The sequence below is a fragment of the Chryseobacterium defluvii genome (assembly GCF_014204415.1).
GTDB lineage: Bacteria > Bacteroidota > Bacteroidia > Flavobacteriales > Weeksellaceae > Chryseobacterium > Chryseobacterium defluvii_A.
On record NZ_JACHLE010000003.1, the window covers coordinates 45,346 to 69,441 of the forward strand.

Annotated in this window: 34 protein-coding genes and 1 pseudogene; 15 read left to right on the forward strand and 20 right to left on the reverse strand. The window is 34.0% G+C overall.

Features of this window, described 5'->3' with window-relative positions:
• The 9 genes from HNP38_RS11580 (at position 1) to HNP38_RS11620 (ending at position 7,827) form a co-directional block, all read left to right on the forward strand.
• Entirely contained in the window at positions 1-708 is a 708-nt protein-coding gene (locus tag HNP38_RS11580; RefSeq protein ID WP_184189651.1) for a Mov34/MPN/PAD-1 family protein, read from the forward strand.
• Positions 709-711: 3 nt separating this feature from the next.
• Positions 712-1,641 carry a ThiF family adenylyltransferase gene (locus HNP38_RS11585; RefSeq protein WP_184189653.1) on the forward strand — a complete coding sequence of 310 codons (930 nt, stop codon included), beginning with the start codon at positions 712-714 and terminating at the stop codon, positions 1,639-1,641.
• Positions 1,642-1,923: 282 nt separating this feature from the next.
• A complete protein-coding gene (locus HNP38_RS11590; protein ID WP_184189655.1) occupies positions 1,924-3,336 on the forward strand; it encodes a type IV secretory system conjugative DNA transfer family protein in 1,413 nt (470 codons plus the stop codon).
• Positions 3,337-3,359: 23 nt separating this feature from the next.
• Positions 3,360-3,761, forward strand: coding sequence for a hypothetical protein (locus tag HNP38_RS11595; protein ID WP_184189657.1), 402 nt, complete (start codon positions 3,360-3,362; stop codon positions 3,759-3,761).
• Positions 3,762-3,778: 17 nt separating this feature from the next.
• Entirely contained in the window at positions 3,779-4,165 is a 387-nt protein-coding gene (locus HNP38_RS11600) for a hypothetical protein (protein WP_184189659.1), read from the forward strand.
• Between the two features lie 27 nt (positions 4,166-4,192).
• Positions 4,193-4,510 (forward strand): DUF2958 domain-containing protein, encoded by a 318-nt coding sequence (locus tag HNP38_RS11605; RefSeq protein ID WP_184189662.1) that lies wholly within the window; start codon positions 4,193-4,195, stop codon positions 4,508-4,510.
• 51 nt (positions 4,511-4,561) lie between these two features.
• Positions 4,562-5,011: a hypothetical protein gene (locus HNP38_RS11610; protein WP_184189664.1), complete on the forward strand. Its 450-nt coding sequence runs from the start codon at positions 4,562-4,564 to the stop codon at positions 5,009-5,011.
• A gap of 11 nt (positions 5,012-5,022) precedes the next feature.
• A complete protein-coding gene (locus HNP38_RS11615) occupies positions 5,023-5,874 on the forward strand; it encodes a relaxase/mobilization nuclease domain-containing protein (RefSeq protein ID WP_184189667.1) in 852 nt (283 codons plus the stop codon).
• Between the two features lie 426 nt (positions 5,875-6,300).
• Entirely contained in the window at positions 6,301-7,827 is a 1,527-nt protein-coding gene (locus tag HNP38_RS11620; protein ID WP_184189669.1) for a recombinase family protein, read from the forward strand.
• 34 nt (positions 7,828-7,861) lie between these two features.
• Here HNP38_RS11620 and HNP38_RS11625 read toward each other — a convergent pair whose 3' ends face one another.
• From HNP38_RS11625 to HNP38_RS11650, 6 genes are all read right to left on the reverse strand, one after another.
• Positions 7,862-8,338: a hypothetical protein gene (locus tag HNP38_RS11625; RefSeq protein WP_184189672.1), complete on the reverse strand. Its 477-nt coding sequence runs from the start codon at positions 8,336-8,338 to the stop codon at positions 7,862-7,864.
• Positions 8,335-9,981, reverse strand: coding sequence for a hypothetical protein (locus HNP38_RS11630; RefSeq protein WP_184189674.1), 1,647 nt, complete (start codon positions 9,979-9,981; stop codon positions 8,335-8,337). Before HNP38_RS11630 ends, HNP38_RS11625 begins: the two co-directional genes overlap by 4 nt.
• Positions 9,982-9,996: 15 nt before the next feature.
• On the reverse strand, positions 9,997-10,212 hold the full coding sequence (locus tag HNP38_RS11635) for a hypothetical protein (RefSeq protein WP_184189676.1): 216 nt from the start codon (positions 10,210-10,212) through the stop codon (positions 9,997-9,999).
• 356 nt (positions 10,213-10,568) lie between these two features.
• The gene (locus HNP38_RS11640; RefSeq protein ID WP_184190283.1) at positions 10,569-10,688 is read right to left on the reverse strand and encodes a type II toxin-antitoxin system YafQ family toxin; all 120 of its coding nucleotides are present in this window, start codon (positions 10,686-10,688) and stop codon (positions 10,569-10,571) included.
• A 125-nt stretch (positions 10,689-10,813) separates the two neighbouring features.
• The gene (locus HNP38_RS11645) at positions 10,814-10,954 is read right to left on the reverse strand and encodes a hypothetical protein (RefSeq protein ID WP_184189678.1); all 141 of its coding nucleotides are present in this window, start codon (positions 10,952-10,954) and stop codon (positions 10,814-10,816) included.
• 258 nt (positions 10,955-11,212) lie between these two features.
• A complete protein-coding gene (locus HNP38_RS11650; protein ID WP_169321684.1) occupies positions 11,213-11,389 on the reverse strand; it encodes a histone H1 in 177 nt (58 codons plus the stop codon).
• Positions 11,390-11,534: 145 nt separating this feature from the next.
• On the opposite strand from HNP38_RS11650, the gene HNP38_RS11655 reads away from it, so the two are divergent.
• Together HNP38_RS11655 and HNP38_RS11660 are read left to right on the forward strand one after the other, a co-directional pair.
• Positions 11,535-11,789, forward strand: coding sequence for a hypothetical protein (locus HNP38_RS11655; protein ID WP_184189680.1), 255 nt, complete (start codon positions 11,535-11,537; stop codon positions 11,787-11,789).
• A 45-nt stretch (positions 11,790-11,834) separates the two neighbouring features.
• A complete protein-coding gene (locus HNP38_RS11660; protein ID WP_184189682.1) occupies positions 11,835-13,025 on the forward strand; it encodes an NUMOD4 domain-containing protein in 1,191 nt (396 codons plus the stop codon).
• Between the two features lie 132 nt (positions 13,026-13,157).
• On the opposite strand, the gene HNP38_RS11665 is transcribed toward HNP38_RS11660, so the two are convergent.
• The 5 genes from HNP38_RS11665 to HNP38_RS11685 form a co-directional block, all read right to left on the reverse strand.
• On the reverse strand, positions 13,158-13,457 hold the full coding sequence (locus tag HNP38_RS11665) for a hypothetical protein (RefSeq protein WP_184189684.1): 300 nt from the start codon (positions 13,455-13,457) through the stop codon (positions 13,158-13,160).
• Positions 13,458-14,001: 544 nt separating this feature from the next.
• The gene (locus HNP38_RS11670; protein ID WP_184189686.1) at positions 14,002-14,769 is read right to left on the reverse strand and encodes a hypothetical protein; all 768 of its coding nucleotides are present in this window, start codon (positions 14,767-14,769) and stop codon (positions 14,002-14,004) included.
• A gap of 76 nt (positions 14,770-14,845) precedes the next feature.
• A complete protein-coding gene (locus tag HNP38_RS11675; RefSeq protein ID WP_184189688.1) occupies positions 14,846-15,505 on the reverse strand; it encodes a hypothetical protein in 660 nt (219 codons plus the stop codon).
• 59 nt (positions 15,506-15,564) lie between these two features.
• A complete protein-coding gene (locus HNP38_RS11680; protein ID WP_184189690.1) occupies positions 15,565-16,053 on the reverse strand; it encodes a WG repeat-containing protein in 489 nt (162 codons plus the stop codon).
• Between the two features lie 9 nt (positions 16,054-16,062).
• Complete coding sequence (locus HNP38_RS11685) at positions 16,063-16,551, reverse strand: hypothetical protein (RefSeq protein WP_184189692.1); 489 nt, start codon at positions 16,549-16,551, stop codon at positions 16,063-16,065.
• A 140-nt stretch (positions 16,552-16,691) separates the two neighbouring features.
• On the opposite strand from HNP38_RS11685, the gene HNP38_RS11690 reads away from it, so the two are divergent.
• Positions 16,692-17,069: a helix-turn-helix domain-containing protein gene (locus HNP38_RS11690; RefSeq protein ID WP_184189694.1), complete on the forward strand. Its 378-nt coding sequence runs from the start codon at positions 16,692-16,694 to the stop codon at positions 17,067-17,069.
• Between the two features lie 1,063 nt (positions 17,070-18,132).
• Here HNP38_RS11690 and HNP38_RS11695 read toward each other — a convergent pair.
• The 9 genes and pseudogenes from HNP38_RS11695 to HNP38_RS18195 all read right to left on the reverse strand — a co-directional run.
• On the reverse strand, positions 18,133-19,032 hold the full coding sequence (locus HNP38_RS11695; protein ID WP_184189695.1) for a hypothetical protein: 900 nt from the start codon (positions 19,030-19,032) through the stop codon (positions 18,133-18,135).
• Between the two features lie 11 nt (positions 19,033-19,043).
• Positions 19,044-19,559, reverse strand: coding sequence for a hypothetical protein (locus HNP38_RS11700; RefSeq protein ID WP_184189697.1), 516 nt, complete (start codon positions 19,557-19,559; stop codon positions 19,044-19,046).
• 82 nt (positions 19,560-19,641) lie between these two features.
• Positions 19,642-19,851, reverse strand: coding sequence for a hypothetical protein (locus tag HNP38_RS11705; protein WP_184189700.1), 210 nt, complete (start codon positions 19,849-19,851; stop codon positions 19,642-19,644).
• Positions 19,852-19,932: 81 nt separating this feature from the next.
• Positions 19,933-20,244: a hypothetical protein gene (locus HNP38_RS11710; protein WP_184189702.1), complete on the reverse strand. Its 312-nt coding sequence runs from the start codon at positions 20,242-20,244 to the stop codon at positions 19,933-19,935.
• A gap of 63 nt (positions 20,245-20,307) precedes the next feature.
• Positions 20,308-20,505 carry a hypothetical protein gene (locus HNP38_RS11715; protein WP_184189704.1) on the reverse strand — a complete coding sequence of 66 codons (198 nt, stop codon included), beginning with the start codon at positions 20,503-20,505 and terminating at the stop codon, positions 20,308-20,310.
• Positions 20,506-20,568: 63 nt separating this feature from the next.
• Positions 20,569-20,799: a hypothetical protein gene (locus HNP38_RS11720; RefSeq protein WP_184189706.1), complete on the reverse strand. Its 231-nt coding sequence runs from the start codon at positions 20,797-20,799 to the stop codon at positions 20,569-20,571.
• 171 nt (positions 20,800-20,970) lie between these two features.
• The gene (locus HNP38_RS18190) at positions 20,971-21,219 is read right to left on the reverse strand and encodes a TraM recognition domain-containing protein (RefSeq protein ID WP_184190285.1); all 249 of its coding nucleotides are present in this window, start codon (positions 21,217-21,219) and stop codon (positions 20,971-20,973) included.
• A gap of 114 nt (positions 21,220-21,333) precedes the next feature.
• A complete protein-coding gene (locus HNP38_RS11730) occupies positions 21,334-21,591 on the reverse strand; it encodes a hypothetical protein (RefSeq protein ID WP_184189708.1) in 258 nt (85 codons plus the stop codon).
• A 123-nt stretch (positions 21,592-21,714) separates the two neighbouring features.
• Positions 21,715-21,897, reverse strand: a pseudogene (locus tag HNP38_RS18195) (hypothetical protein); the annotation flags it as partial.
• A 754-nt stretch (positions 21,898-22,651) separates the two neighbouring features.
• Between HNP38_RS18195 and HNP38_RS11740 the strand changes: the two are divergent.
• Genes HNP38_RS11740 through HNP38_RS11750 form a run of 3 tightly spaced genes read left to right on the forward strand, consistent with a single transcriptional unit; the run spans position 22,652 to position 24,076 of the window.
• Positions 22,652-22,828 carry a hypothetical protein gene (locus HNP38_RS11740; protein ID WP_228461048.1) on the forward strand — a complete coding sequence of 59 codons (177 nt, stop codon included), beginning with the start codon at positions 22,652-22,654 and terminating at the stop codon, positions 22,826-22,828.
• Between the two features lie 23 nt (positions 22,829-22,851).
• A complete protein-coding gene (locus HNP38_RS11745; protein WP_184189714.1) occupies positions 22,852-23,436 on the forward strand; it encodes a hypothetical protein in 585 nt (194 codons plus the stop codon).
• Between the two features lie 55 nt (positions 23,437-23,491).
• The gene (locus HNP38_RS11750; RefSeq protein WP_184189716.1) at positions 23,492-24,076 is read left to right on the forward strand and encodes a hypothetical protein; all 585 of its coding nucleotides are present in this window, start codon (positions 23,492-23,494) and stop codon (positions 24,074-24,076) included.
• Positions 24,077-24,096: the final 20 nt, after the last annotated feature.

A 24,096-nucleotide genomic window follows, 5' to 3' on the forward strand; every position in this document is an offset into this window, starting at 1 on the left:
ATGAAAAAGCTAAAATTTATCATTACAACAAGTGCCTATCAGCAGATTGTAAAAACGCTCGGTTCAAAAATTCCTGAGCAAGGTGGGATTTTAATCGGCAAAGATGGAGTAATAACCGATTTTGTTCACGATGAATTCGCAGAAACCAGCAGTTCTACCTACAGTTTGAATATTAATTTTTTAAACCCAATTATTAAAAAATTCAAGGAAGATGACAAAGAACTCTTAGGGATTATTCACAGCCATCCTTACGGTTGTAGAAAGTTATCTCGTCAAGATCAAGAATATTTTGCTGGAGTGCTTAATAAAGCTAAAGATGTGGATTATCTCTTTACTCCGATTGTTTTCTCTGCCAAGCAGGAAGAGTTTCACTTTTTCCCTTATGTGTTTTACAAAGACGGTAAAATCGAAGAAGTGGAACTGGAAATTGTGCCTAACGATTATGATGAGTTTATCAATAAAGATGAGAAAGATCAAAAAACTGAGAAACCTGACCCGAATGTTGTTGAAGAGCGAAAACAATTGTTGGTTGCCATCCATCAGAATATAAGCGCAAACTCCTCTGCTGAAAATGAACGGTTGCTTATTTCCAGACTTGTGATTATTCTACTGTTGATTTGGAATTTAATCGTCTTGATGCTGGGATTAAGTGCTATTGTGCTTACCGCCATCTATTTTATCATCACTAAAAACCTTATAACATTTTAAATTATGGACTATTCAAGAATTGAATCTAGTGTGGATATGGGGCTCGTAAGAGCCTCCCATATCGTAATCGTAGGAGCTGGAGGAAGTTATTCTCTCGCAACTTCATTAGCAAGAACAGGAATCGGCAAATTAACGGTACTCGATTTTGATGTCGTTGAAGAAACGAACATTGTAAGACAAGGTTACAAACAATTGGACATTGGAACATTTAAGGTTGATGCTTTGGGAGAAGAGGTACAAAGCATAAATCCTGAAGTGGAATACTCTGGAATTACCAAGAATTTTTTGGAAATGAACGAGGAATTGGACTCTATTTTTAAAGATGCAGATCTGTTATTATTTCTTACCGATTCATTCAAAGCTCAATCATTCGGCAACATTATAGCATTGAAATACAACAAACCAGCCATCTGGAGCGGTTGGTATGAAGGAAGCAGAACCGCAGAATTATTCTTTCAAGTTCCTGATTACACTACAGCTTGCTTCCGATGTGCCTGCTCCTCCAGATATATTGCCAATGAAAAAGAAGAAGTAAAAGCCAGCTCCAACTCGAACAATGCCTTTCATTCAATGCTTTTGGATAGTTTAATTGGCATGATGAGCCTTGCAATTTTACACCGAAGTAAAAACGGTTTTGTGTCTCCCATTGATTTAGGATTAAGAAAATGCAATGAATTTGAAAAATTCTGGAAAGGTATGCTGGATAAAAACGATCAGGTTTTCTATAACTTTTTTCAATTCAAAGCTCATCCTTTTGGCGGAAACAGCCTCTTCGACAAAGCCTATGAACATTTAGGTGGTAATGCCCAAAATTTCATTTCCTACTGGCAAAAAGCTGATGCTGAATTAAAAATTAATGGATATGACTACGACTGTCCCGACTGCAACGGTGCTTTGCATCACAAAATACATACTCACGATGACAACCAATAACAATGAACAAGAAAAACCAAAAACAAGAACCAGGAGGGCTACAAGCTCCTCCGGTTCTTCAACCACAGATAATCCTGAAACGACAACTCCTAACGATCAATCTCCTCAAACCTCTATAATTATGAATCCAACTTTTAAACTCATTTTTTCAACGATAGGAAGTTTAATTATTTCCATTCTGAAGTTTATTCTCACAATTATTTACTCGGTCTTTAAACTCGTGAATACTATTTGTGAATTTTTTATTTCCGCTCTTGAAGAAATCCTAAACCGTTTACAGTCATGATACGAAAATTTTTACTCAAACAAATCAAAAAACAGATCAGCACTACGCCTGTTGGAAAACAGGTCGTAGAAACGATTTGGGGTAAAGACCATTCGCTAAGTGCTTCGTTTGGAAAGCCGTCTACATTGATGTCGCCTCATGAGAATGGCTTCTGTATTGACGGAAGAAATTTTCTTAGCATAGAAAAAAGCCGTGAAAATTATCTCGTTGTAGCACCTTCTGGCAAAGGTAAAACACAGGTTTCCGTATTTCCGTTTCTGCTAAATGCCAAAGGGAATTTCTCTATAATCGTGAATGATCCGTCAGGAGAACTAAGCCAAACTATACCTTACTTAGAATCTGTTGGTTACCAATGTCATATTCTTGACTTCGGTAAAAAGAAAGGTGTAAACTTCAATCCTTTGGATATATGCAGTAACCGTACCCAAATAATGAAAGTTGCCAAAACTCTGATGAGTTCAACAGCGAACGATAAAGAAGATTTCTTTACACTGGCAGGCGAAGATTGTATTGCTTTATTTATACAGTATATCAAAGAATCCGAACCGTACGAATTTCAAAATCTTGGCAACGTATATTATTTACTTTTAGAATATCAGGCTAATCCTCATGTGATTGAAAATCTGGTCGCTACTAAAGGCAGTGAGGACGTATTCAGAAAATTTCGAGCATTAGCTGGAAATTCTCAAAACACTCTTAAATCAATAGTAGCAACTGCTTTGGCTTCTCTTTCGTTTGTGGGTTCAGATCCGACTCTATCAGATATCACCTCTCGAACCAATATCAGTTTTGAGGAATTCCGAAGACAACCTCATGCTTTATTCGTCCACGTCCCGATTGGAGACATAAAGCACTACTCAAGTATGGTAGCCCTTTTTTTTCAGGGGTTCTACAAATTTTCCTTTTCCTATTTACCATCAAAAATGGAACGTGATATTTTCTGTATTCTCGACGAATTCGACACTATGGGAGCTATTGGTGATTATTCTACCATTATCTCCAATGCTCGTAAGTTTAAAATTCCACAACAAATTATTCTGCAATCCGAAGCATTATTAAGCAAGTATGGAGAAAATGCCAAGAATATTCTTAACAACTGTAACGTAAAATGCTACTATGGGGGACTTGGACACGAGGCTACCAATCTTGAAGGAATACTCGGAAACTTTGAATATACGGACAAAACAACGGGATATGTACGCCAACGAGCTTTGATGACCGCTTCAGAAATACGTGAGATGAAGGATGAGATTTTGGTCATTCCGTCAGGTGAAAAACCTTTAAAGATTAAAATAACTCCTGCACACAAGCAACCTGAACTCGTCAGAAAATTAAATCTACGTTCCCAAAATCCTCAGCCTGTAGAGAACTTTACCGTAAGTTATATCAATTTAACGCCTTTCCGATAAAAAACACAACCTAAAAAATCATCATGAATAGGACAGAACATACCCATAAGATTCTTTTAGCATATATCAGCAGTCAATCTTCCGAAATATTCAAAAGGAAAATGGAATTACAATATCCTGAGATTGACAGCCTACAGATACAGGTTCTAACGGATCATCTGAAGCAATTTTGTTGCTCTTCGAAAAATGAAGAAATCTTGCTGTTGTTTCCTTATATCCTTAACAATATTCGGTTGACAAACCCTGAGCTCAAACTAGACGGAATGGTAAAAACGCTTTGGGAAAGAGGTTTTAATGATTCCGTAGAATCTAAAGAACAACTGGAACAGATGTATAAGGTATGGCTCAGTTTTGAAAAAGAAGTGCTGAATCTGGAAGTGGTGAAAAATAAATTACAGGAAAAAAGTATTGAACCTAAACAATAATAATAAAATTTACAACGATGACACCACCTGAATTACAACCCATATTAAGGGATTATATCACTCTAATATGCAAAGAACAAGGATTGACCTCAACCAAATACAATGACAATCAGTGGGAAATAATGACCGAAAATATAGGAGAATTTGTTTGGCTATGTGACGAAGATATTAACATACTGTTATTCTTCTATGTTTGGTATAACCATCGGGATATTTATCAAGCTGAGGTGATTTGGGAAAATATTCTCAAAGATGGTAAAATTCCCAAAGAACAATTTGACAGAATGTGCCAAAGCTGGGCATCACTTGAGAATAACATCATCCAATTCACAAAAGAAAATCAAAAAACATTAGAAACATTAAAAAATAAACAGCAGGACAACGACTTAGACCACGAACGATAATTTTTTAACCCCAAATAAATCCACAAAATGAAACTCATTACAAAAGAACTAGAAAAACGCTTTGCTGAGGTTGGTGACCAATCACAAAGTTCAAATCCTTTAATTATTGCAAAATTTTTTAACCCGTGCGGAAGTCAAACGTGGTATGCAACAGAATTTTATAAAGAAAACGAAATTTGCTTCGGTTACTCGACTGGAGTCGGATTTGATGAGTGGGGGTCATTTTCAATTAATGAATTACAGGAAGTTAAGTTATTGCTTCCGGGATTGAAAATAGAAAGAGACCGATTTTTCAAGGAAATCCGATTCAAAGAATTAATTAAGGAACAAGACCTTGAAATATAAAGCCTAAAACATCCAACAATACTTTATTCTCTTTGATAATAACCTACAACAATGCAACCCGAAAACTTTCCATATAAAAGTCTTCACGATTACTTGGATATTATTTTCAAGGATATAACTCCAACTGAAATTGACATAATCAAAGCAAAAAAAACTTATTGGCGTAATTATAATACCCTACTCAAAAAAAACCAACGAATCAAGCATAAGGAGGTTACTATTCCGCTCACTAAAGAACAATTGGAACTGCTCTCTAGAAAAATAGAAAACAACTATTCAGTAAGCCAATATGTTAAAAGTGTAATTCTTCAGCATATCAATAATGAATCAGCTTCATTATCAAAAAAACAAGACCTGACCGGTATTGAACAGCAACTATTCTTAGTGACAGATTATCTCGAAAGCCTGCTTTACCAAAGACGTTTTGTCGACAACACTCAAATCGGAAAACTGGAACAGCATATTCTGTACCTGCAACAATTATTGGAAACACAATTTTAAAAACCAAAAAAATGATTATCAAAAGTAAATCTTATAAAACCACAAAAAGTTTCAGCACCGTACTGAACTATATCTTCCGTGAAAACGAGAGAAACAACGGCTTTGAGTTCACTAAATTCATTAAAGGAAAAAACCTTTTCCCAGAAGAATTAAGCAGTCAATTCCGCTCCAATGAACAATTTAGGCTCAATAGACGCAAGAATAATGTAGTGCTGTATATGGATATTCTCTCGTTTCATCCAAGAGATGCAGAGCGATTAACCAACGACAAACTCCACCAGATTGCACTCAAGTATCTTTCACTCCGAGCTCCAAAGTCTATTGCCGTAGCCACTGTTCACAGAAATGAAAAATACCATACACATTTACACCTTGTTTTTAGTGGTATCGAGTATAAAACCGGAAAATCCATCCGAATGTCTAAAGAAGATTTTCAAAATAAAGTGAAATTGGAAATGGAAAACTATCAGAAGCTAGTGTTTCCAGAACTATTACTCTCTCAAATTCAGCACGAAAAATCATTTATTCCCAAAAAGGAACAGAAAAAGGATTCCGAAATAATAATGGAGTACGAAGGAGAAATTTCTGAAAAACAGAAAATCCTGAAACTGCTTGAAGAAGTTTTTACAACGGCAACCTCAGAAAAAGATTTTTACCAAAAATTAGAAGCTAAAGAAATTAAACGCTATTCCCGAAACGGAAAAATTACGGGTATCGAAGGCAACCGAAAATTCAGGTTTTCACGCCTCGGTTACACCCCCGAATTGTTACAATCATTGGAGCAAGATCCAACCCAAAACCAGCGTCTGGAATGGCTCCAAAATATCAGAGAAAAAAGCCAGGAAAAAGAACGAAAATGGTAAAAATAACAACTCCCAAAATCAGGCGAAAAATCGACAATAAATCCGAAGGGGGCTTGGGGGAATTCCCCCAACAGGAGGGCAATATGAGGGGAAGCAACGAAGTGCTGACCGTCATATTGCAATCCTGCACACGGAGTCCGTGAGCCTATAATTTTACAGAATTACCCGTAGATTTTACCCCATTTTTCCATAAGCTAAAGTTCTCTTAAAGTTTGAAAAGTTACTTTTTTGTTGCCATAAATTGTGTTAAGTTTCATGAAATATCAACCCCAAAATACTGCCCCAAATCAAGCCGAAAAACAGCCCGTTTTTTCGGACAAAATGATGGGCAATATTAGGATTAAATTGAAACAATTGGCTGAGATAGAATTTCTGATTCATGCAGAAAAAAAGTCTCCAAAAAAGAAGAAATAAAAAAATACTAAGATGAAAAATGTAGTGCTTTATAGCAGGGTTTCCACGGACGAACAGGCAGAAAAAGGCTTCTCACTCCGCCATCAGCAAGAAATGCTAATAAATTACTCTGCCCAAAGAGGGTACAGAATTCTTAATCATTTCCAAGAAGATTTTTCTGCAAAGAATTTTTCTTCTCGCCCTGAATTTCAGAAACTCTTGCGTTACGTTCAGTCCAACCAAAAGAAAGTAGACGAGATTATTTTTACCAAATGGGACAGGTTTTCAAGAAATATTGAAGCAGCGTATCGAATGATTCGGGAATTCAAAGAAATGGGCATCGAAGTTAATTCAATTGAACAGCCTCTCGATCTTTCCCAACCCGACAGTAAAGTGATGCTGGCGGTTTACCTCGTAATTCCCGAAGTGGAGAACGATAAAAATTCGCTCCGCACCATCGATGGTTTACGTAGAGCTATGAAAGAAGGTTGCTTTACAGGAATTGCACCCAAAGGATATCTGAACCATAGAAACGCAGACGGAAAATCTACGCTCACTCGCGACCCGACAGTCGCTCCACTCATCGAAGCATCATTTGCAGATTATGCAAGTGGTGTGTACTCGGCAGAAGAAGTACGACAGAAATATCTTAAGCAGGGACTGAAGATTTCCCGAAACGGATTTTTAGCATTGTTAAAAAATCCGACCTATATGGGAAAAATCCACATCAAAGCCTACAAAAAAGATGAACCTATGACGGTTGAGGGACTTCATCCTGCTTTGGTAAGTCCTGAAATTTTTGAACGGGTTCAACTCATTATGCAGGGGAAATACACACCGCAGTTCAGAACTTTAACCGAAATTGACGAAGCTCTACCATTACGGGGATTTCTTACCTGTCCTGAATGCGGAAAAACACTCACAGGAAGCGGTAGCAAAGGTCGGGGTGGTAAGAATACTTTTTTCTACTATCATTGTACGAGATATTGCAAGACGAGACACAAGGCAAGAGAAGTCAACGCCTTATTTGAAGAACTGTTATCCGAGATGAGAATAGAAGATGACCAGCAATCGGTCTACAAATCTATTTTAGCTGAACGTTTCTCTGACAGATATGAAGATAAGCAGACCATTGTAAACTCGCTTCATCGGGAACAGGATAATTTATATAAACGTTTGGAAATGGCGGAAGATGCTTTCTTCGAGCAAAAAATCGACCCTTCTGCGTTCAGTTCCATGAAAGCGAGAATTGACTCGCGATTGGCTGAAATCAAATCGGAGCTGAAAGAAGTTAGCCATAGAGAACGGTTCTTTGAGAAACATCTTACCGAAGGGATTGGCTTTTTGAAAGGTATTGATGCCACTTACAGAGAAGGTTCTACAGAGATCAAAAAGAAAATTATTCAGACTTTATTTTGCGACAAACTCCTCTACCACGGACGATACTTTTCCACGCCTGCCCTTGAAGACACTATTGAAATGATATTGTTTAGGGATAGAAGGTTGAGGTTGTTGAGGATTATGGAAGTGCAGAAGGTTAAAGAGCAAGTTCTCATATAATAAAAATCCCTGCCTTGGTGGACAGGGATTAAATTTATACACATATATTTGTAATTGTATGACTGATACAATATACTACAGCCGCACTAAACATAATAATAGTCATTTGATCAGGTATACCGGTATAAGCTGCTATAAGTTGTCCTATAATCAACTTTACTGCCTCTTTCCACGTGTCTCCAGTGGTATTAACCAAATCAGTATCAGGATTTTTTTTCAAAATATCACATAGTGTAATTTTAAAATCTCTTGCGATATCATTTATAGAAGCCATAATCTCTTCCAAATTAAGCCCTTTGTAACGCTCATCTGGAAATTCAGATTCAGCATTACCTTCATAAAAACTCTCTACACATTCTACAATAAAATCATCTGGAGATGCATCATATTGTTCAACTGAATTAAATCTCTCTTCTAAGTGATTTAAAGCTATGGTATACTGTTTTTGCTGGGATGTATTTAATGCATCTTTGATTGCAGTAATAAGAAATGTTGTTTGTTCTTGATTCATGGTGTATTATTTTGTTTTTTTATACTGGTAAAAGAATGGTATATAGTACTGATATTTTCATCATAAAAAATTATTTCTTTGATTAATCCCTTTTTCTTGGAATCAGTAGCATCAAAAACTAATTCAAATAAGATATTTTTATTGTATTCAAATTCTATTGTATCAGCATCATTAATACCTTCTGTTATTGCGATGTCTTTAGTATCTTCTTTTTTTTCAATATAAACAGCTTGTGCCCTCCATAAATATTTTGCAAATCCTTTTTTCAATATTATTTCTTTATGCTCGAATTGAGGTTGTTCTAATATATCTCTTTTTAAATCATTAACCTCACTTAAAAATATATCCCATTCATAGGGAATGTATGTGAGATTAATTTTTTCATAAAAATCCCGTAAAAACTCATCCATTTTGTTAGCGAATTTTTGAACATTTTCTAGAATATCAATATAAGAGATTCGAATTTTATGATACAGAGGGATAATTAACGAATCTACCTTTGCTATTTTATTATCCTCTAATTTGATTTGATGAGATTTGTTTAATTTTTCATCATGAGAAGACCAACTTGTAGATATTAATTTAATGAGTTTGGAATTGACCTGTGAATATTTGGTATCAAAACTCATTCTGGCAAAAGGGCAAAGTTGATCATCATGAACAAAAAACTTTGTCATTCTAGAAGATACTAATTTCAAACGGTCACTAAAAGCTATATCTGAAACCCCATCTTCAAAAGAAAATCCATTAATAGTAACAGCATGAAAACTCTTAGTTTGTGAAATAAAAGAACCTTTCTGTGGTTTTTTATATTTATCATACAAAGATATTCCACAAATAATTGGAATTCCTGCTCTCAAATAAGCATAAATTTGTGCTTTAAGATGTCTATCTCCTATAGGACGTAAAATAAGAGGTTTTAATCTTATTTTAGAAACAGCAACTGCCATTTGTTCAGCTGTTAATCCTTCATTTGGAAAGCCATTTTGATAAGATGTCTCCGACAAAGCCAAATTTGTTACTTCAGATGGTGAAGGAATTCTATGCTGATATTTTTTTCCAGTTATATTAAATGCTGACCATAAAGCAATCGAAGCGCATGCAGCAACAGCTTCATCCTGCTCCTGAAAAGCCATACTTTTAACTGTCAGTGGAATTCCATAAAGATTAGCAGAATATTCTCGTGTAGCAGAATATTTTCGGTTTCTTTTAGAATCTTCATTATAATGTGCGAGGCATGTTCTTCCAACGATGAAATCATCATTTTTGGAAGGTTTGAGAACAATAAAACCTATATAAGACTGTTGTATATTCTCTTTTGCTTTTTTTGTCAAACGCTTATAAAACAGTTTTTTTAATAAATCGTCCGTTAAAAAAAACTTTTCTTTCTTTTTAAAGAAATGAATTCTTTTACAAAATCTATGATAAGGATAATGGCATCTTGCATAAAAACTTGTATAATCCTCAAGATAATCTTTATCTACATAATTATCCTCAATTAAAAAAACATCTGCATCTAAATATTCTAAAATAGTTTGGAAAGCTTGAAATTTCTGCTGATTATCAGTTAGAACTTTGAGTAATTTGTCTTTATTTTCGCTGTAAAGATATACAGTGTTCGATTTAAACCCCAATTTAAGCATATGGACATGATAGAATTATCTAACAATCTCAAAAGGTTTCTTCATAATTTCATCAGGAACTCTTTCGACATAAATATCTTCTCTTGCTCTTATGTTTTCTGATTTATCTTCTGCCGCTTTAAGGACAGTCAGTAACTCTTCTTTTGTATAGGTAGCCATGACTCCTTTTACTTCTTTTGAAGACAAACCTAAAAAACTTTTCTTTTTAACTTGGGCTGTGGGCTTGTTCATATTAATAATATAATGATTGATTTAAAGTCCGCAAAGATACAATTTTATTTGTAGATTTCTGATTAAAACATTTAACTTTCAGAATATTACATATATCCGAGTAGAAAAACAATCTTTTTTTGTTATTTGATTTTAAAATGCAAAATTTGATAATACAAAGAAACATGACAAGAGCGCATCTTGTCTACACAAGACTTATTGAACTGCAATAGTGCATGAATAAAATATGAAGTCTGTTCGCCATACAAAGAATTGAAGTAAAAAAAAACACTTTTTACAAATTCACCTGCCTAAGTTAAGAAAAAAAACTATACCTACAAAAAAACAATCTATTATCCAAATAGTTCCGAGTGGCTTCATATCTGAGATAAGATACAGAAATCATCTTCTATGGTATAGATCAACAAAACATCAGGGAAAAGATGCAATTCACAATATCCTTTGTAATTACCTTGTAGCTGATGAGCGTTCCAAATCGGGCGAAGATCTCACGTAACCAATTCGTCCAGACATTCCTTAAGTTTCTTGAGAACTTTAGGGACATACTGATATTTTTTTAACTGCTTTTTGAAAGTGGAAGTCGTTTTTAATTGGAATGACATTATCCAAACAGATCATCAATTAAATCTTTACCATTAGTATAGGATTTTCCTGATTTCATAGCCTCCTGAACTTCCATATTCATTTCTTCCACTTTTTGAAGCTGTTTGAAATATTCATACTCAGCAGGTGTTACAATCACAGCTTCAAGTTTATTATTAAGCAATACATATTTCGGTCATCTGTTTAATGAATCAATAACTGATTTGGTTTTATACCTAAGATCGGTCATAGAGATGATTTGTTCCTGAAGCATTAAAATCAAAATAGTAAAATAAATTATGATGTTATTTATAGGTATATTTTGATGAATTGCAAGAGATTCAATAAAAACAAATCAAAAAACCCTTGCTATTAATAACAAGGGGTTAAAATCAAAGAAAAAAAATGGATTACATTCTTATTTTTTACTTTCTTCAACAGATACTTTTCTAAATTCTTTCATTAGTTTAGAAAGCTCCAAAGCAGATTTTCTTGCTCTTGTTCCAGCCGCTTTGTTTCCTTTTTCTGATTGCAATTGAGCTTCATTAGAGAAAGTTTCAAATTCTGCGTTGATCTTTTCGATAAGTTCTTTCATTGTGTTATTGAATTATAAATTAAAATAGAATTGCAAATATAAAAGATAATGTGAATTTCGCTGTGAATTGCAATACAATTTTGAACATTTCAAATAAAATTTTCTTTCACGAAATTTTATTATATTTGAAATAAAACAAACTCAAATGAATGTAAAACCCTTTATTGCATGGACTTTTGTCGGCTCTCTTGTGCTACTGTTATTGTGTTTTTTGTTATCAAAATTTGTAGACTGCTCAACGCCTATTTCAGGTATATGGCAAGAATTTAATTCTAAAAAAAGTAGTTTCTGCTCTTTTGTTGATGCAGTTAAAATGTTAGCTTATGGTGGATTTATTATCGGTGCCATATTTACTTTGATTAATTATTTTGGATTTGGTGATAAGGATGCTCATTACTAACATACAAGCATTTATATTTCTTGTAGATCCAAAGAATTTTAAAGTATGAATCTGCCACTAGAAATAGAAGACAAATATGCAAAGGAAGTTCTTTGTAATACATCGTTACACGACCTCCCGCAAGAAGAATGGAAGCTGGTTGAAGGGTTTGAGAATTATGCGATTTCCAATTATGGAAGACTTAAAAGTCTGGAGCGCTGGACTTTTTTACCAAACAAAACCAAAGGGAAGAAAGAGCCGGAACTCATCATGAAACTTATTTTGGTGACACAGTTTAACCACTATCTTCAACGCAATTTTTATCAGATACATTGTAGTTTATCATCTGAAGGGAAAAAATATCGAAAATCCATTGCCCGTCTTGTTTATTATCATTTTATTGAAAAATTTGATTTCGATGACCGCAATATTTTAATTTCCTGTAAGGATGATAACACTTTTCATGTTCACTATACAAATTTGGAGAAAATCACCGCCAGCGAAAAGAGTCTAAAAACATTTCGTTTGAACAGAGCAAGAAACAGAGATTTTATATATAAACAACCCGTGAGCCAATATACCGTAGAAGGTAATTGGGTAGCAGATTTTAAAAGTATGTATGATGCTGAAAAATCAGTCGGAGTAGGTTGCGAAAGTATTATGGATGCGGTCAATAAGGAATTTTTAACAGCAGGAAAATTTCGGTGGTTTTTACAACGTTATGAGCCGACAGAAGAGGACTTCATCATTCCTCCAAAATCAGAGACTTCAGATAAATTATTGAATACATCTCTTTGGAAAAAGTTGGGTAAGCCTATCATTGACAGGAATAATCCTCCACCGTGTCTGAATTTATCGCTTGAAGATCTTCCTAATGAACAATGGAAACCGATACCCGGATTTGATAACAGGTTTGTAGTTTCTAATAAAGGAAGAGTGAAAAGACTCAGCGGATGGACTTCCGATGGAAGAAAAATTTTTCTGAAAGAACAAATACTTTCGCAGATTATGAGCATCAACAGTAGGAGAAGCTATTCTCTGTATTGCGTATTAAGACACAAAAGAAAAAACACCTGCCTGACTATTACCAAGCTGTTGTATTACTGTTTTGTGGAAAAATTTGATTTGAATGATAATACCATCGTTGTTACCAATAACAACAATCCACTATGGAATATTGAACTTTCAAAACTCTCATTGCGTCCAATTTATGATGTGCTTAAAGGAAAACAGACCATTATAAAATCAAATCATTAAAAGAAAATTTGAAAAAGCAGATTACGCTTTCACATAATCCGCCAATTCATTCAAAATATATCCTGCTAATCTGTTGTAATAAAGATATTGTCCCATTTGGAACATATCCATAAGGGTTCTTGATTTATCAAATCAAAATTCATCAATCGCTTCATCAATGAAATCATGAAATTTGTATGCATTCTTCCATAAAAGCGAATGATAAATATCTGTCATGGAATCAGCTCGTTCACTAGCAAGATCGCAGAAATAGTGTCCATTTTCGTTCTGTTCGTTTCGGTAATCACAATCGTCCTTGAGCTTAATATCATAAGTATCCAAGAAATAATCGGCGTGTTGTAAGAGTTCTTCTTTTGAATACACATCATAAAAGTCTGCATCAAATTGCAATTGCTTTAAGAAGTTTTCTGTTGTTTTTTCAAAGTAAGTCATGTGTATTATAGTAAGAAATAAAAGAATAATACACTGCCCTACAATGAAAAACGGAAAAGCGAAAAATCAATATAAAATTCTTTTCCCCTGCCTGTTTGTATTGATTTTTTGCGAGTTTTTCATACGGCATTGTGTACCATTATTCTGTTTTTTCCTGTAATCCTGATCTTACTGGCTACAGAAACTTCGCATTGGAATTGTCGGCAAAACGAGGATGTGTTTTCATTAAAACTCTGATTATTTTACTTATGATGTTACTTTGAAATTACCAAACGACACGAAAAATGGTACTGCTACCTTGCAAGTGAATGGGCTGACTCACAAGTGGATATTTATAATTCTGATTTATGGGAAAAAGCACCAAAATTCCAATGGTGGATTGAAGATGCTATCAATGATTTTTGATTCGCTCAATCAAGAGGAATAACAGGTTTGCTTCAAATGGGACAATACCTGTATTACAACAGATTAGCAGGAGAAATTTTGAACAGCCTTGCGGATTATGTGAAAGCATAATCTGCTTTTTTAGAATTTAAAAAAGATCTTATTTTCCATCAAAATAAACAATCTTCCTTGTACTTTCAGAATATTTTTTTCCGTTTTCATAGATAATTTTTCGTATCCAATTACCGAATGAATCGTAAGTATATTCGTAGGTAAATTCGTTCTCTGATTTTCTTAGTCCATTCGGAAAAAATTCGATAGTCCTGTTTTCGTTAACATCTGTTTGTCTAAGCAAAATGCCGTTTTCATCGTAGTTATAGGTAAATTCATACCTTCTGTTTTGTTCTCGGTTTTTATAATTGGTCTGCGAAAGCAAATTGTTATGATCATCATACACAAACTCAGTAACCCTGCTTTCTCCTTTCTTTTCTCCGAAATATTTTACAAGAAGATCATCTTTCAGAATAGCTGTAAAAGATTTATGGGATTTTTTTCCATTGTCGACTATGTCGGTATGTACAAAAACAGAATCGTTCCTGTATCTTAAGGTCATGGTACTTTCGGTAACGAGTTTATTTTTATCAAAATTCCGAAACCACACTTTTTCCTGTCTGTTCTGTGAATCATACGAAAGAACAGTGCTTGTTTTTCTGTCTGTGCTAATTTCTTCTTTCTTCAAAATTTTTCCTTTCGGACTGAACTCCAAGGTAGTGGTTTCTCTATTTTTTTTCTTTTTGGCAACATAGTTTTCTTCAACTAATTTTACCTTTGCCTGCAAGGCAAAGTTTTTCCAAGACTGGGGTTGGTTAAGTTGGGCGTGGAAATAAGTTATTGGAATGAATAAAGTAAGAATGAGAAATAATTTCATAGATGTTAGTATTCTTCTCTTTGAATAAAAAGGATGATTGTATCGTTTAATTTACAACTAATCAATCTCCATATATTTAAAAGCCTGTGGTAATTACAATATTGTTAACCGTTATCCCAGTTTTAGGAGATAAAACCCCTACAGATACAGAACCGTTTAAATACCACTCGAAATTTTGTCCATAGAAAATTACATTGTTGTTTAAGGTGAAATTAAAATATCCGTTTCGCTCAATATTTAAACCAATATCCTGTGGATAGTCTGGTGAGTTTCCGACAAAATATTCACTAACATCAAAAGAATCAACTAAAACAGCAGTTCCCTTAAGAATCGCAACTTCTTTATTTAAAACATCTAAATGAATGGTGTAACATTTATCATTTGAAGTATCCGTTGAGAACCCACCACTTCTTACATTAAATTCATAAGCAATGATTGACTGTGTAACATTGGGAGTTGCCCAATGAAAGCCTGCATTAATCAATACACTTGATTTGGTTTGATTTTCAAAATAGAAAGGTCTGAATACGGTTTTAAAATCATTATTTGTAATGTTCTCTATTTTAAAATTTTTGGAATTGTTAGAAAAATCAACATAAGTTCTGTGGTCATTTTCATTTTCTTTGGAAAATTTTGAAAAGCCATCATTATAAGCGTTGTACATTTTTTGGGCGTTTAAAGTACACGATGTACAACCAAATATCACAAATAGCAGGTTTAAAATTAATTTTTTCATACTCTGTAGATCATTTTTTCTTCCTTTAATTTTTCATTACTGATGATTTGTTGGAACATTTATGGACAGCCTTGTACACATTTTCCACTTTTGTTAATAGTAATTTCTCTGTCATTTAATACAACTTGAGCAAAACCATTGCGAAAAGTTCCCAGATAATCATATTTTAAAGGAATAGAGACTTTACCTGATTTATCAACAAATCCACATTTGTTGTTCAGACAAACAGAGGCAAGCCCTTCGCTAAAATCTCCAATATTATCATATTCTATAGGAATTATAATCTTGTCCGATTTATCTATAAGACCTCTTTTTTCATTTAATTCAACTAATGCAAAGCCTTCATAAAAATCGCTTGCGTTATCATATTTTAAAGGGATGATTTCTTTTTTTGCTTTATTAATAAATCCATATTTCCCTTTAGAACGTACGACAGCCAATCCTTCTTTATACTCTCCAATCTCTTCATATTTTTTCTGACCCGAAACATTTCCTGTCATTATGAACAGCATAGAAACTGTTACTAATTTTAAAATTTTATTTTTCATAATGCTTAATTATCTATTTCTTATTTCAGAAGAATAATTTCCGTCTGATCTTAAAGTGTTTGAATTTAAGGTATCCATATCTTTGTATCCTATCACAAATCCACAATAGAATTTACGATCAGGATAAGTAGCGGATTGATTTCTAATTTCAATTCTGACATCTTCAATCTCATCTACATAAATATGTGCAGTTTCATAATTAGACTTCTTGGAGTCTTGGAATAATAATTTGTCTTTATCCGACCATACCAACAAACCAATATCTTTTACATATTCAGATCCTGTATAAGCAACTATTCCGTAAAGAAAGCCCGGCTGAAATGTTCTTGTATAGTCAAAACTATAACCTTGCTGTAAATGATTATATTTACCTTCATAAACTGTAAATCCGTTTTTACGCAGAATATTGCATGCTTCATCATAAGTGTATTGTCCGTACGCTGTGACAGATGTAAGTAACAATAGTAATGACGATGTTAATTTTTGTTTGAATTTCATATTTTACATTTTTGTATTTTTAATAGGTAATGGCATAAACCATTCTACATTTTTATCTCACAAAAATGCCCACATCGTTTCAATTTTTTAATATCTTTGTGAGATAATTTATTCCAAATCAGTAATAATTTATTCCAACTATGATCATCGGACACAAAATCAAAAACATCAGAGAATTAAAAAATCTAACGCAGGAGTACATGGCGGAAAGATTAGATATTTCACAGTCTGCATACAGCAAATTGGAGAAAGAGTCTAATATCTCTGATGAGAAATTACAACAGATAGCTGAGGCTTTAGAAGTAAAACCCGACGATATTATGGCATTTGATAGCCAGAAATATTTTAATAGTTTTAATAATGTTACTGGAGATAAGAATGGCAGTTTTATTATTGAAATTGAAGATACAGAGCTTATCAAAAAACTATACGATGATAAAATTGCTTTGATGGAAGAACTGATGAAGCAAAAGGACAAAGAATTGGAAAAATATAGATCAAAATATGGAGAGCTTTAAAGGCTCTCTTTTTGTTTTAACCTAATTTTCAAAATTAAAAAAGCTGATCCAAATTCATAATTAATGAACAGGTATTGAGTTTATATTTTTTTGTCCCTTGAAAGTAGAAATGAATAAAAAGTAATGGTAAAATGATGATATAGTTGCATCAAGAACCATCGAGTTTCCTTTGATGGATTGGGCATTATCGCATCTTCTTCAGTTGCTCTTAAAAAAGCGATTAAATACATAATTAAAAAGGTAATTAAAAAAGCACTCCGTGAAAACATGGAATACGATGCAGAATTACTACCAAAGATCTCTTTTCTGCTGAATAGAGAAATTCAACTTAATGATCATAACCAAAAGGAGTATCAATGTCAACAGAATAATTACAAAAGACTAGCTTCTCTTCACTTCTTCTTGCAAAATGTTCACAAAATGTTATACTAAAGGTAGTTTTATTCTATAATACTAATAATCATGGGAGAAGTACAAGTTTCAGCAAGGGTTAATCCTGAATTAAAAAAAAGATTTGAACAAAAGGCAAAAAGATATGGTGTTTCCATGAATTGACTTTTTGTGATGTTTATGGAAATGGTAATCAACGATAAGCTCAAACCACAGCTCACATTTGAGCCTGATGATACTACACGAACTCCTGAACTAGAACAGGATTTTCAACAAGCTATGCAAGAGTATAACAGTGGCGAAACAACTGATTTAGATACATTGATGGCAGAAAGATGAATTACAGCATAAAACTGAGCAAATCGGTAGAAAAGTTTTTGCTGTCTTGTGACAAATACATTGCAAAATATTTTTACGAAAAAGCAAAAGTTATCGCTGAAAATCCTTACTACGCCAAGCAGAAAGTTGATATTAAACCTATGATTTGAAAAAAGGACACCTATAGATTAAGGATTAGAAATTACAGATTTATCTATACGATAGTGGAAAATCAAACTGTTGTTTTCTTTATCACTGCTGGAAGCAGAGGCTGAGTATATAAATCAACGTAAGCAAAATACGGAGAGCTTTAATGGACTATTAATTATAAAGTGTTGTCCATTATAATAAAAAATTACTTTTTATTACGGTTATGGTTTTGTAATATTTTATTGTGCCTGCGTTTTTCTCTCATTCTATTTATTCTTGCTCTACCCCTCCACCATATAATTACATTATATAGAAAAATTCTATAAAATAAATCTTTTAGAAGAAGATATAAATCAATCTTATTTTTCCTAGAAACAGTTGACTGAATATTCAAAAATTGTTTGTTACTATTATATGCATAAAGATATATAATGCATTTACAACAAGTCCTCTTTACTGCTAATTTTATTCTCAAAAATATGTCATCAAATAAAGATTTAATAACATGAAGAGTGTATGGAGATACTGCAACAAAAAGACTGAAAATTTTTATTTTGTTGGTATCTGTCTCATTCATAAGATTGGCAAAAAAAACATTTTTCCACCCAAATAGAAATATACAAACGACTAAAATGAAAATTGGAATTATGGGTGATATTTTTTGAATATTTAATTTCTTCTTAAATAATAGAATGGCTAAATTGTATGTTAATACTACAAAAGGAGAAATAATTAAATAATTATCAGCAGTATTAGTATAAATATTATCCTGTTTAAAAGCTGAAAAGATTAAAACAAATAGACAATATATTCCTGTAATAAGAAAAGATGTTTTAAAATATTCTCCAAACCCATTCTTTTTTGATTCTTCTTTTCGTTGAAGATCCTTTTCATTCATGAAAAGAAATATAAACTTTTCAATATTTCTTTCTGAATCATACAAAATCCCAACACTCTTTATATACTGATGTAGTTTTGTAACTTTATTAGAATGTAATTTGAGAACTTTTGAGTCTATAATATCTCTAAACTTATCTGAAGTAGCATACGCTATGTTAAGTGCAAAAAAAGCTTGGAAATATGAATTAAAATTAGTTAAATCCAATGTGAGAAATTTTAATTAGAAAAATTTGAATCACAAAGAATTTTATTTAAAATAGAAGTATAATAACTCTCATTAAAAGAGCAAATTGCTTTTCGATTCTCTTTAGAGGATTCAAGTCTAAACTTTGTACCATCGGAAAGAGTAAAATAATATAAACCTCCTAAGTTTTCTTTGATTTTGGAAATAAATTGATCAGTAGCAGTGTCTAATTTAACATTGCTATATTGATCTAATATCTTCTGTAATCCGCTATTTATACTATTAATATTATCTACAATAATATTAATTTTTATTTTCTCTCCTGCTTTTTTTTCAAGATTATCTATAATTTCAGGATTCAAATCAACCAAGTCTCCAGAAACACTTTTATCGTATATAAATATCTCCTTTTCAGTTTGATTAATTAATTCCGAAATAACTATTGAGGCATGAGATGCATTAGAATTAGGGAAAATCACACCTTTTTCCTTTTTTTCAGCAAAGAGCTGTACAGCATCTTTATACTCATTAAAACTATAATTGGTCATTAGAAATATAAATTAAAATTTTTTTTAACTATTTAATATTGTGCAAATTAATAAATTTATTCTGAATATACATAAAAGATAATTAATAATCAACACTAAATAAATTCGTTTTCTCTCCATCAAACAGCTCCCAATCTTCAAACACTTCTTGTTTCAATTCATCCAACGTTTTAAAAAGAAAATGAGGTTTGGCATTTTCTGTAAAACGTTCATCTTCTAACAATCTCTTCATTGCCATTTTCCTATAATTCTCCAGTTCAAATACACACAACACACGGCTTCCGTAATCCAATCCATATAATTTACTCGGCTGTCCCTCTGCCAATGCCTGTAAATGGTGGAAAAGAGACTTATGGACTCTTTGAGTATCATCTCACCTGTACATTTCGATGGCAAACAGTTCTTTTCTGTTGGGAGTCTGGAGCATACAGACAGCATCAGCAATCAGGTACTCATTGCCATAGACCGGAATAGCAGATTCGGCTATGAAACCTTTTTTCCTTCCGGTAGATATTTTATCGAAATAGGTTTTAAAAAAGAGAATCTCCATATTTTGCTTAGTGGTTCGCTGTTCTACAGAAATTTGGATGTCAATCATCGACAGCCTGTGAAAATAGTCCGAGAATGAGGTAGCATTTTTTTGAGGATATTTTACCGAGAGTTCCGTTCCGAAACGTTCTTTCAACAGTTTTGCTCCATGAATGGTAAGTGAATGGATGCTCGGAAGCCTTCAATATTGAGGATGGATTCAGAATTTCACAGAAGCAACCAAAGGGTTTCTCCAAAACCTGAGTTCAGAGATCTGTTTGTTCAGATTATCCGAATTTGCCATTACTCCTAAATTCAGAAGTTGTGGCGTAGTCAAAAACTTGAATTTTGCTAGAGCAATAAGCACTTTCTCCTGCGATGGCGAGAGGGTTTGGAAGAATAGTCTTTTTGTTTTCATAAAAATCGGCATAAAAAAATAAAAAGGCGATAAAAACGCCTTGTATTCTTATAACAAGACCGATTAGAGATGAAAATGAGGTTTTAATTTATCGATGGACTCTCTTGTGTTTTGCTGTGTAGCTGTGTTGTTATAGCCTTGTGAATCATTAGAAACTAAATCCTTAGTTAGAGGCTGTGCCTCTGACATTTCTTTTTCTGACTTATCTTGATGTGTATTGTTTTCAATCGTCCTGTATAAACCACTTTCTGAAATCATTTTATTTTTCAGCTCCTGCATTTGTTTGGTATTCATAAAATATCTTTTCGGATGTTTCAAAAGATAATCGGGACTTTTAATCTGAATGGCAGGATATGGATAATGATTATTTTTGACAAAGAAGTGGTAGGGAGGAAGGTATTGTAATTGATTATAAGATATTCCCAAATCTCAGGCTTGTGCCTTTAATGCAGGCAGACCGTTGCGTCAGACTATCTTAATTCCAATATTATTCAAAATTTCGTACTGAAGTTCTGTACGCAACTGAGTGATGCTTTGGGTTAGAGCGATGAGGTATAATTTATATTTTCTTGTTTCGGAAAGAATAATAGAATATGAATCTGCGGTAGCAAAAGATGCAAACTCGTCAACAAACAGATAACAGGGTTTGCGGTACTGCTCTTTCTGAAAGGCTCTTTGTAATGCAATACTGACAATGGTTGCAGAAATAAATATTCCGAGAGCTTTACTGGCATCGGTTCAGAGTTTTCCTTTTCAAAGATTGAAAAGCACAATTTTCCCATCATTTTTTCAGCCGTTCATTATTCTCCTGAGATCAACGGTTGCGGGTCAGTTCATCATCAGGTAAAAGCTGTAATTGTTTTGCAGGTTCTGAATTCTTGTATAGATCGCCAGTTTCGTTGCATTGTATTTTCCGTTGAGAAAAGCGGTTTGAAAGAATTGTCTGTACACAGGATTATCGGACTTTCTTCCACGTTCCACCCATTCTTGGTTCTGATTATCATCCATAAATACCTGTAGGTCTGCTAATCCGCATTCTCCTTTTTGAAACATAATGGCAAGACATGGTTTGAGCAGCGTTTCCATTCAAAGGCTCAGTCCTGCTTCGGAGATCATTTCTGACAATGCTTTGGCAAACTGTTGCGACATCAGATCAATCATGTTCGTATCAGTAACCTTTTGTCGGAACGGATTGATGCAGGGAATTTTTCATTGTTCTCGATGCGGGTCGATGTACAACACACGCTCTGGCTTCATTTGGTTAAGTCTAAATGAGAGGATTTGCAATGAAACGTCTCCATGCGGATCTAGCAAAATCATGGTATACTGCTCTTTGCGATGCGATTGGTACTGGAGAGAATACCGCAGCACCTTCATGAGTTCACTCTTGCCCGAACCTGTTTTTCACGTCACAAAGGCATTTTTCTTTAGTGATTGTATGAGATAAGGAACAGGAACAGGCTTGGGTCTAAAAAATAGAGTCTGACACGATTGTCGATAAAGTCCATAAGACGGTTGAAGAAGTTCATTATTGTAAAGTAAGAAATAAATAAAGCGGACGTGCTACATATCTTTATTTCTGTGAATTGCAAGTCCTTTCGCTTTCTAGGTGTCCAAAATGTCAATAGGGTGACCCGTACCGTTATGGATACCTTTTTGAGACCTGTTATGGGAACCTCTAAAGCGGATGAGATAATGCCCAATCCTGCAAGGAAACTGCTCTTGTTTCTGATGCCATAATATCATCATTTATACCTTCTCTATCATTATTTTTTCTCATCTCTAAAATAAAAAGAAGTAAAGTCAAACTGCATCAACTTCCCTTGCTTCTGAAACAAAAATCCATACAACACCACCGCCGGCAAACATACCAAATCACTTAAAACAAAAAAGTCAAACAAAAACAAAAGTCGGAAGATGGACACCTGCTATCAGAAGATACAAAGACCCTCAGAAAGGAATCTCCTGACTGATGGTTCAAGTATCAACTGTACAGGAAAGCGGTTGACACTCGTCAACTGCCATCCGTCAACCGACTCAACAATCAACTATTTATTAACCCTAAAACAAAAACAAAATGCAAAACAAAATCGGTAAAACACTTAATCTCGAGTTAGTCGGGGTTGACGGGAACGCTCATGCCATCATGGGAGTATTCTCAAGACAGGCAAGACGTGAAAAATGGTCTCAAGAAGAGATTCAATCAGTACTCGATGAAGCTATGGACGGAGATTACGATCATCTTCTCTCTACCATTATGACATACTGCGAACCGCAGGATAATCCTGAGGATGATTCTAACCCTGAAAATGAAAATGACTAATGGGAACAAGAAGCCTAACGGTTGTGGTTCACAACCAAGAAGTCAAAGTAGCTTGTTATGGGCAGTATGATGGCTATCCTGAAGTAGTAGGTTTGAAGCTGTTGTGGTTCTTTAGCAAGCCTGAGAACTCTGAAAATCTTAAAGAAATTCTTCCCAAAGTACGTCTTTGGAACGAAAAAGACCAAAAGCTACAGAACGAATTTCTTGAATCTATCGGTTGTACCAACGGAATTCTCAACGAAAAGCAGAAGGATGAGTTCAAAAAACGTTACCCTTTTCGCTATCGTGAACGCTACGGAAAATTAATCGAAGGACAAATGTTAGAAGTATTGTTGGAGTTTGGTCATCTTGATGATCTGGCAACCACCGATGCTTATGATTTTGCTTCCGACAGTTTATTCTGCGAGTGGGCGTATGTGATTGATTATGATAAAAATTCTTTTGAAGTCTACAAAGGTCTCAATACCTCTGGGATTTCAGAAGAAGACCGTTTCTTTCCTCTTTATGATGGAGAAAACGATTATTATCCTGTCAAAATCATTGCCTCATTTCCATTGAATCAACTTCCTGATGAAAATGAATTTTTGCTTGAATGCTCAACGCGGTAAGCAGTAGGCTTTAAGCTTTAACTTCTAATGTCTAACCTCTACAATCTAAAAAACAATGAACAAAAACAAAAACCGCCTTTTGGTGCAATGCTTTATGAAAATGCTTCAGCAAAGAATTGAAAGAGACCGTGTGGAGAACCTAAGTCCTGTATTTGTAAGTATCCTGAGCAAAGAAGAACTTCAAAATATTTTGAAGTGGCTGTATCTGGATCAGGTGCCTGAACAGTACGATTTGGAAACGATGGACAAACAGGATTTGCTTGAAGCCATAGGAGATGATATTCATATTCTGTCGTATTCCATTGAAAGATGGAAGAAAGAACTGGAAGAGAAAATCACTCCGCAAAAAGTCTACGATGTGCTTTGTCAGTTACAACTCGAAACCCATTATCTGATGACCAAGATTCTGGCGGATTGGGATGAGTATGACCACAGCAATTTCAAAGCGTTGTGCGAAAAAGCAGGAAAGGAAAAACCGCTGTATGCCATTTTCACTTCGGATACTTTGGAAGAAGATAAGTATATCACGCCTCCTTTCTCCAGATATCACAAAACGGAATGGGAAGCACGGGAAGAGTTGGCAGAATTCTTTTCTGAGGGTGGAATCGCTGAGAACGAACTCAAAATAATGTCCCTGTAATTTTTATTATTTAAAACAAA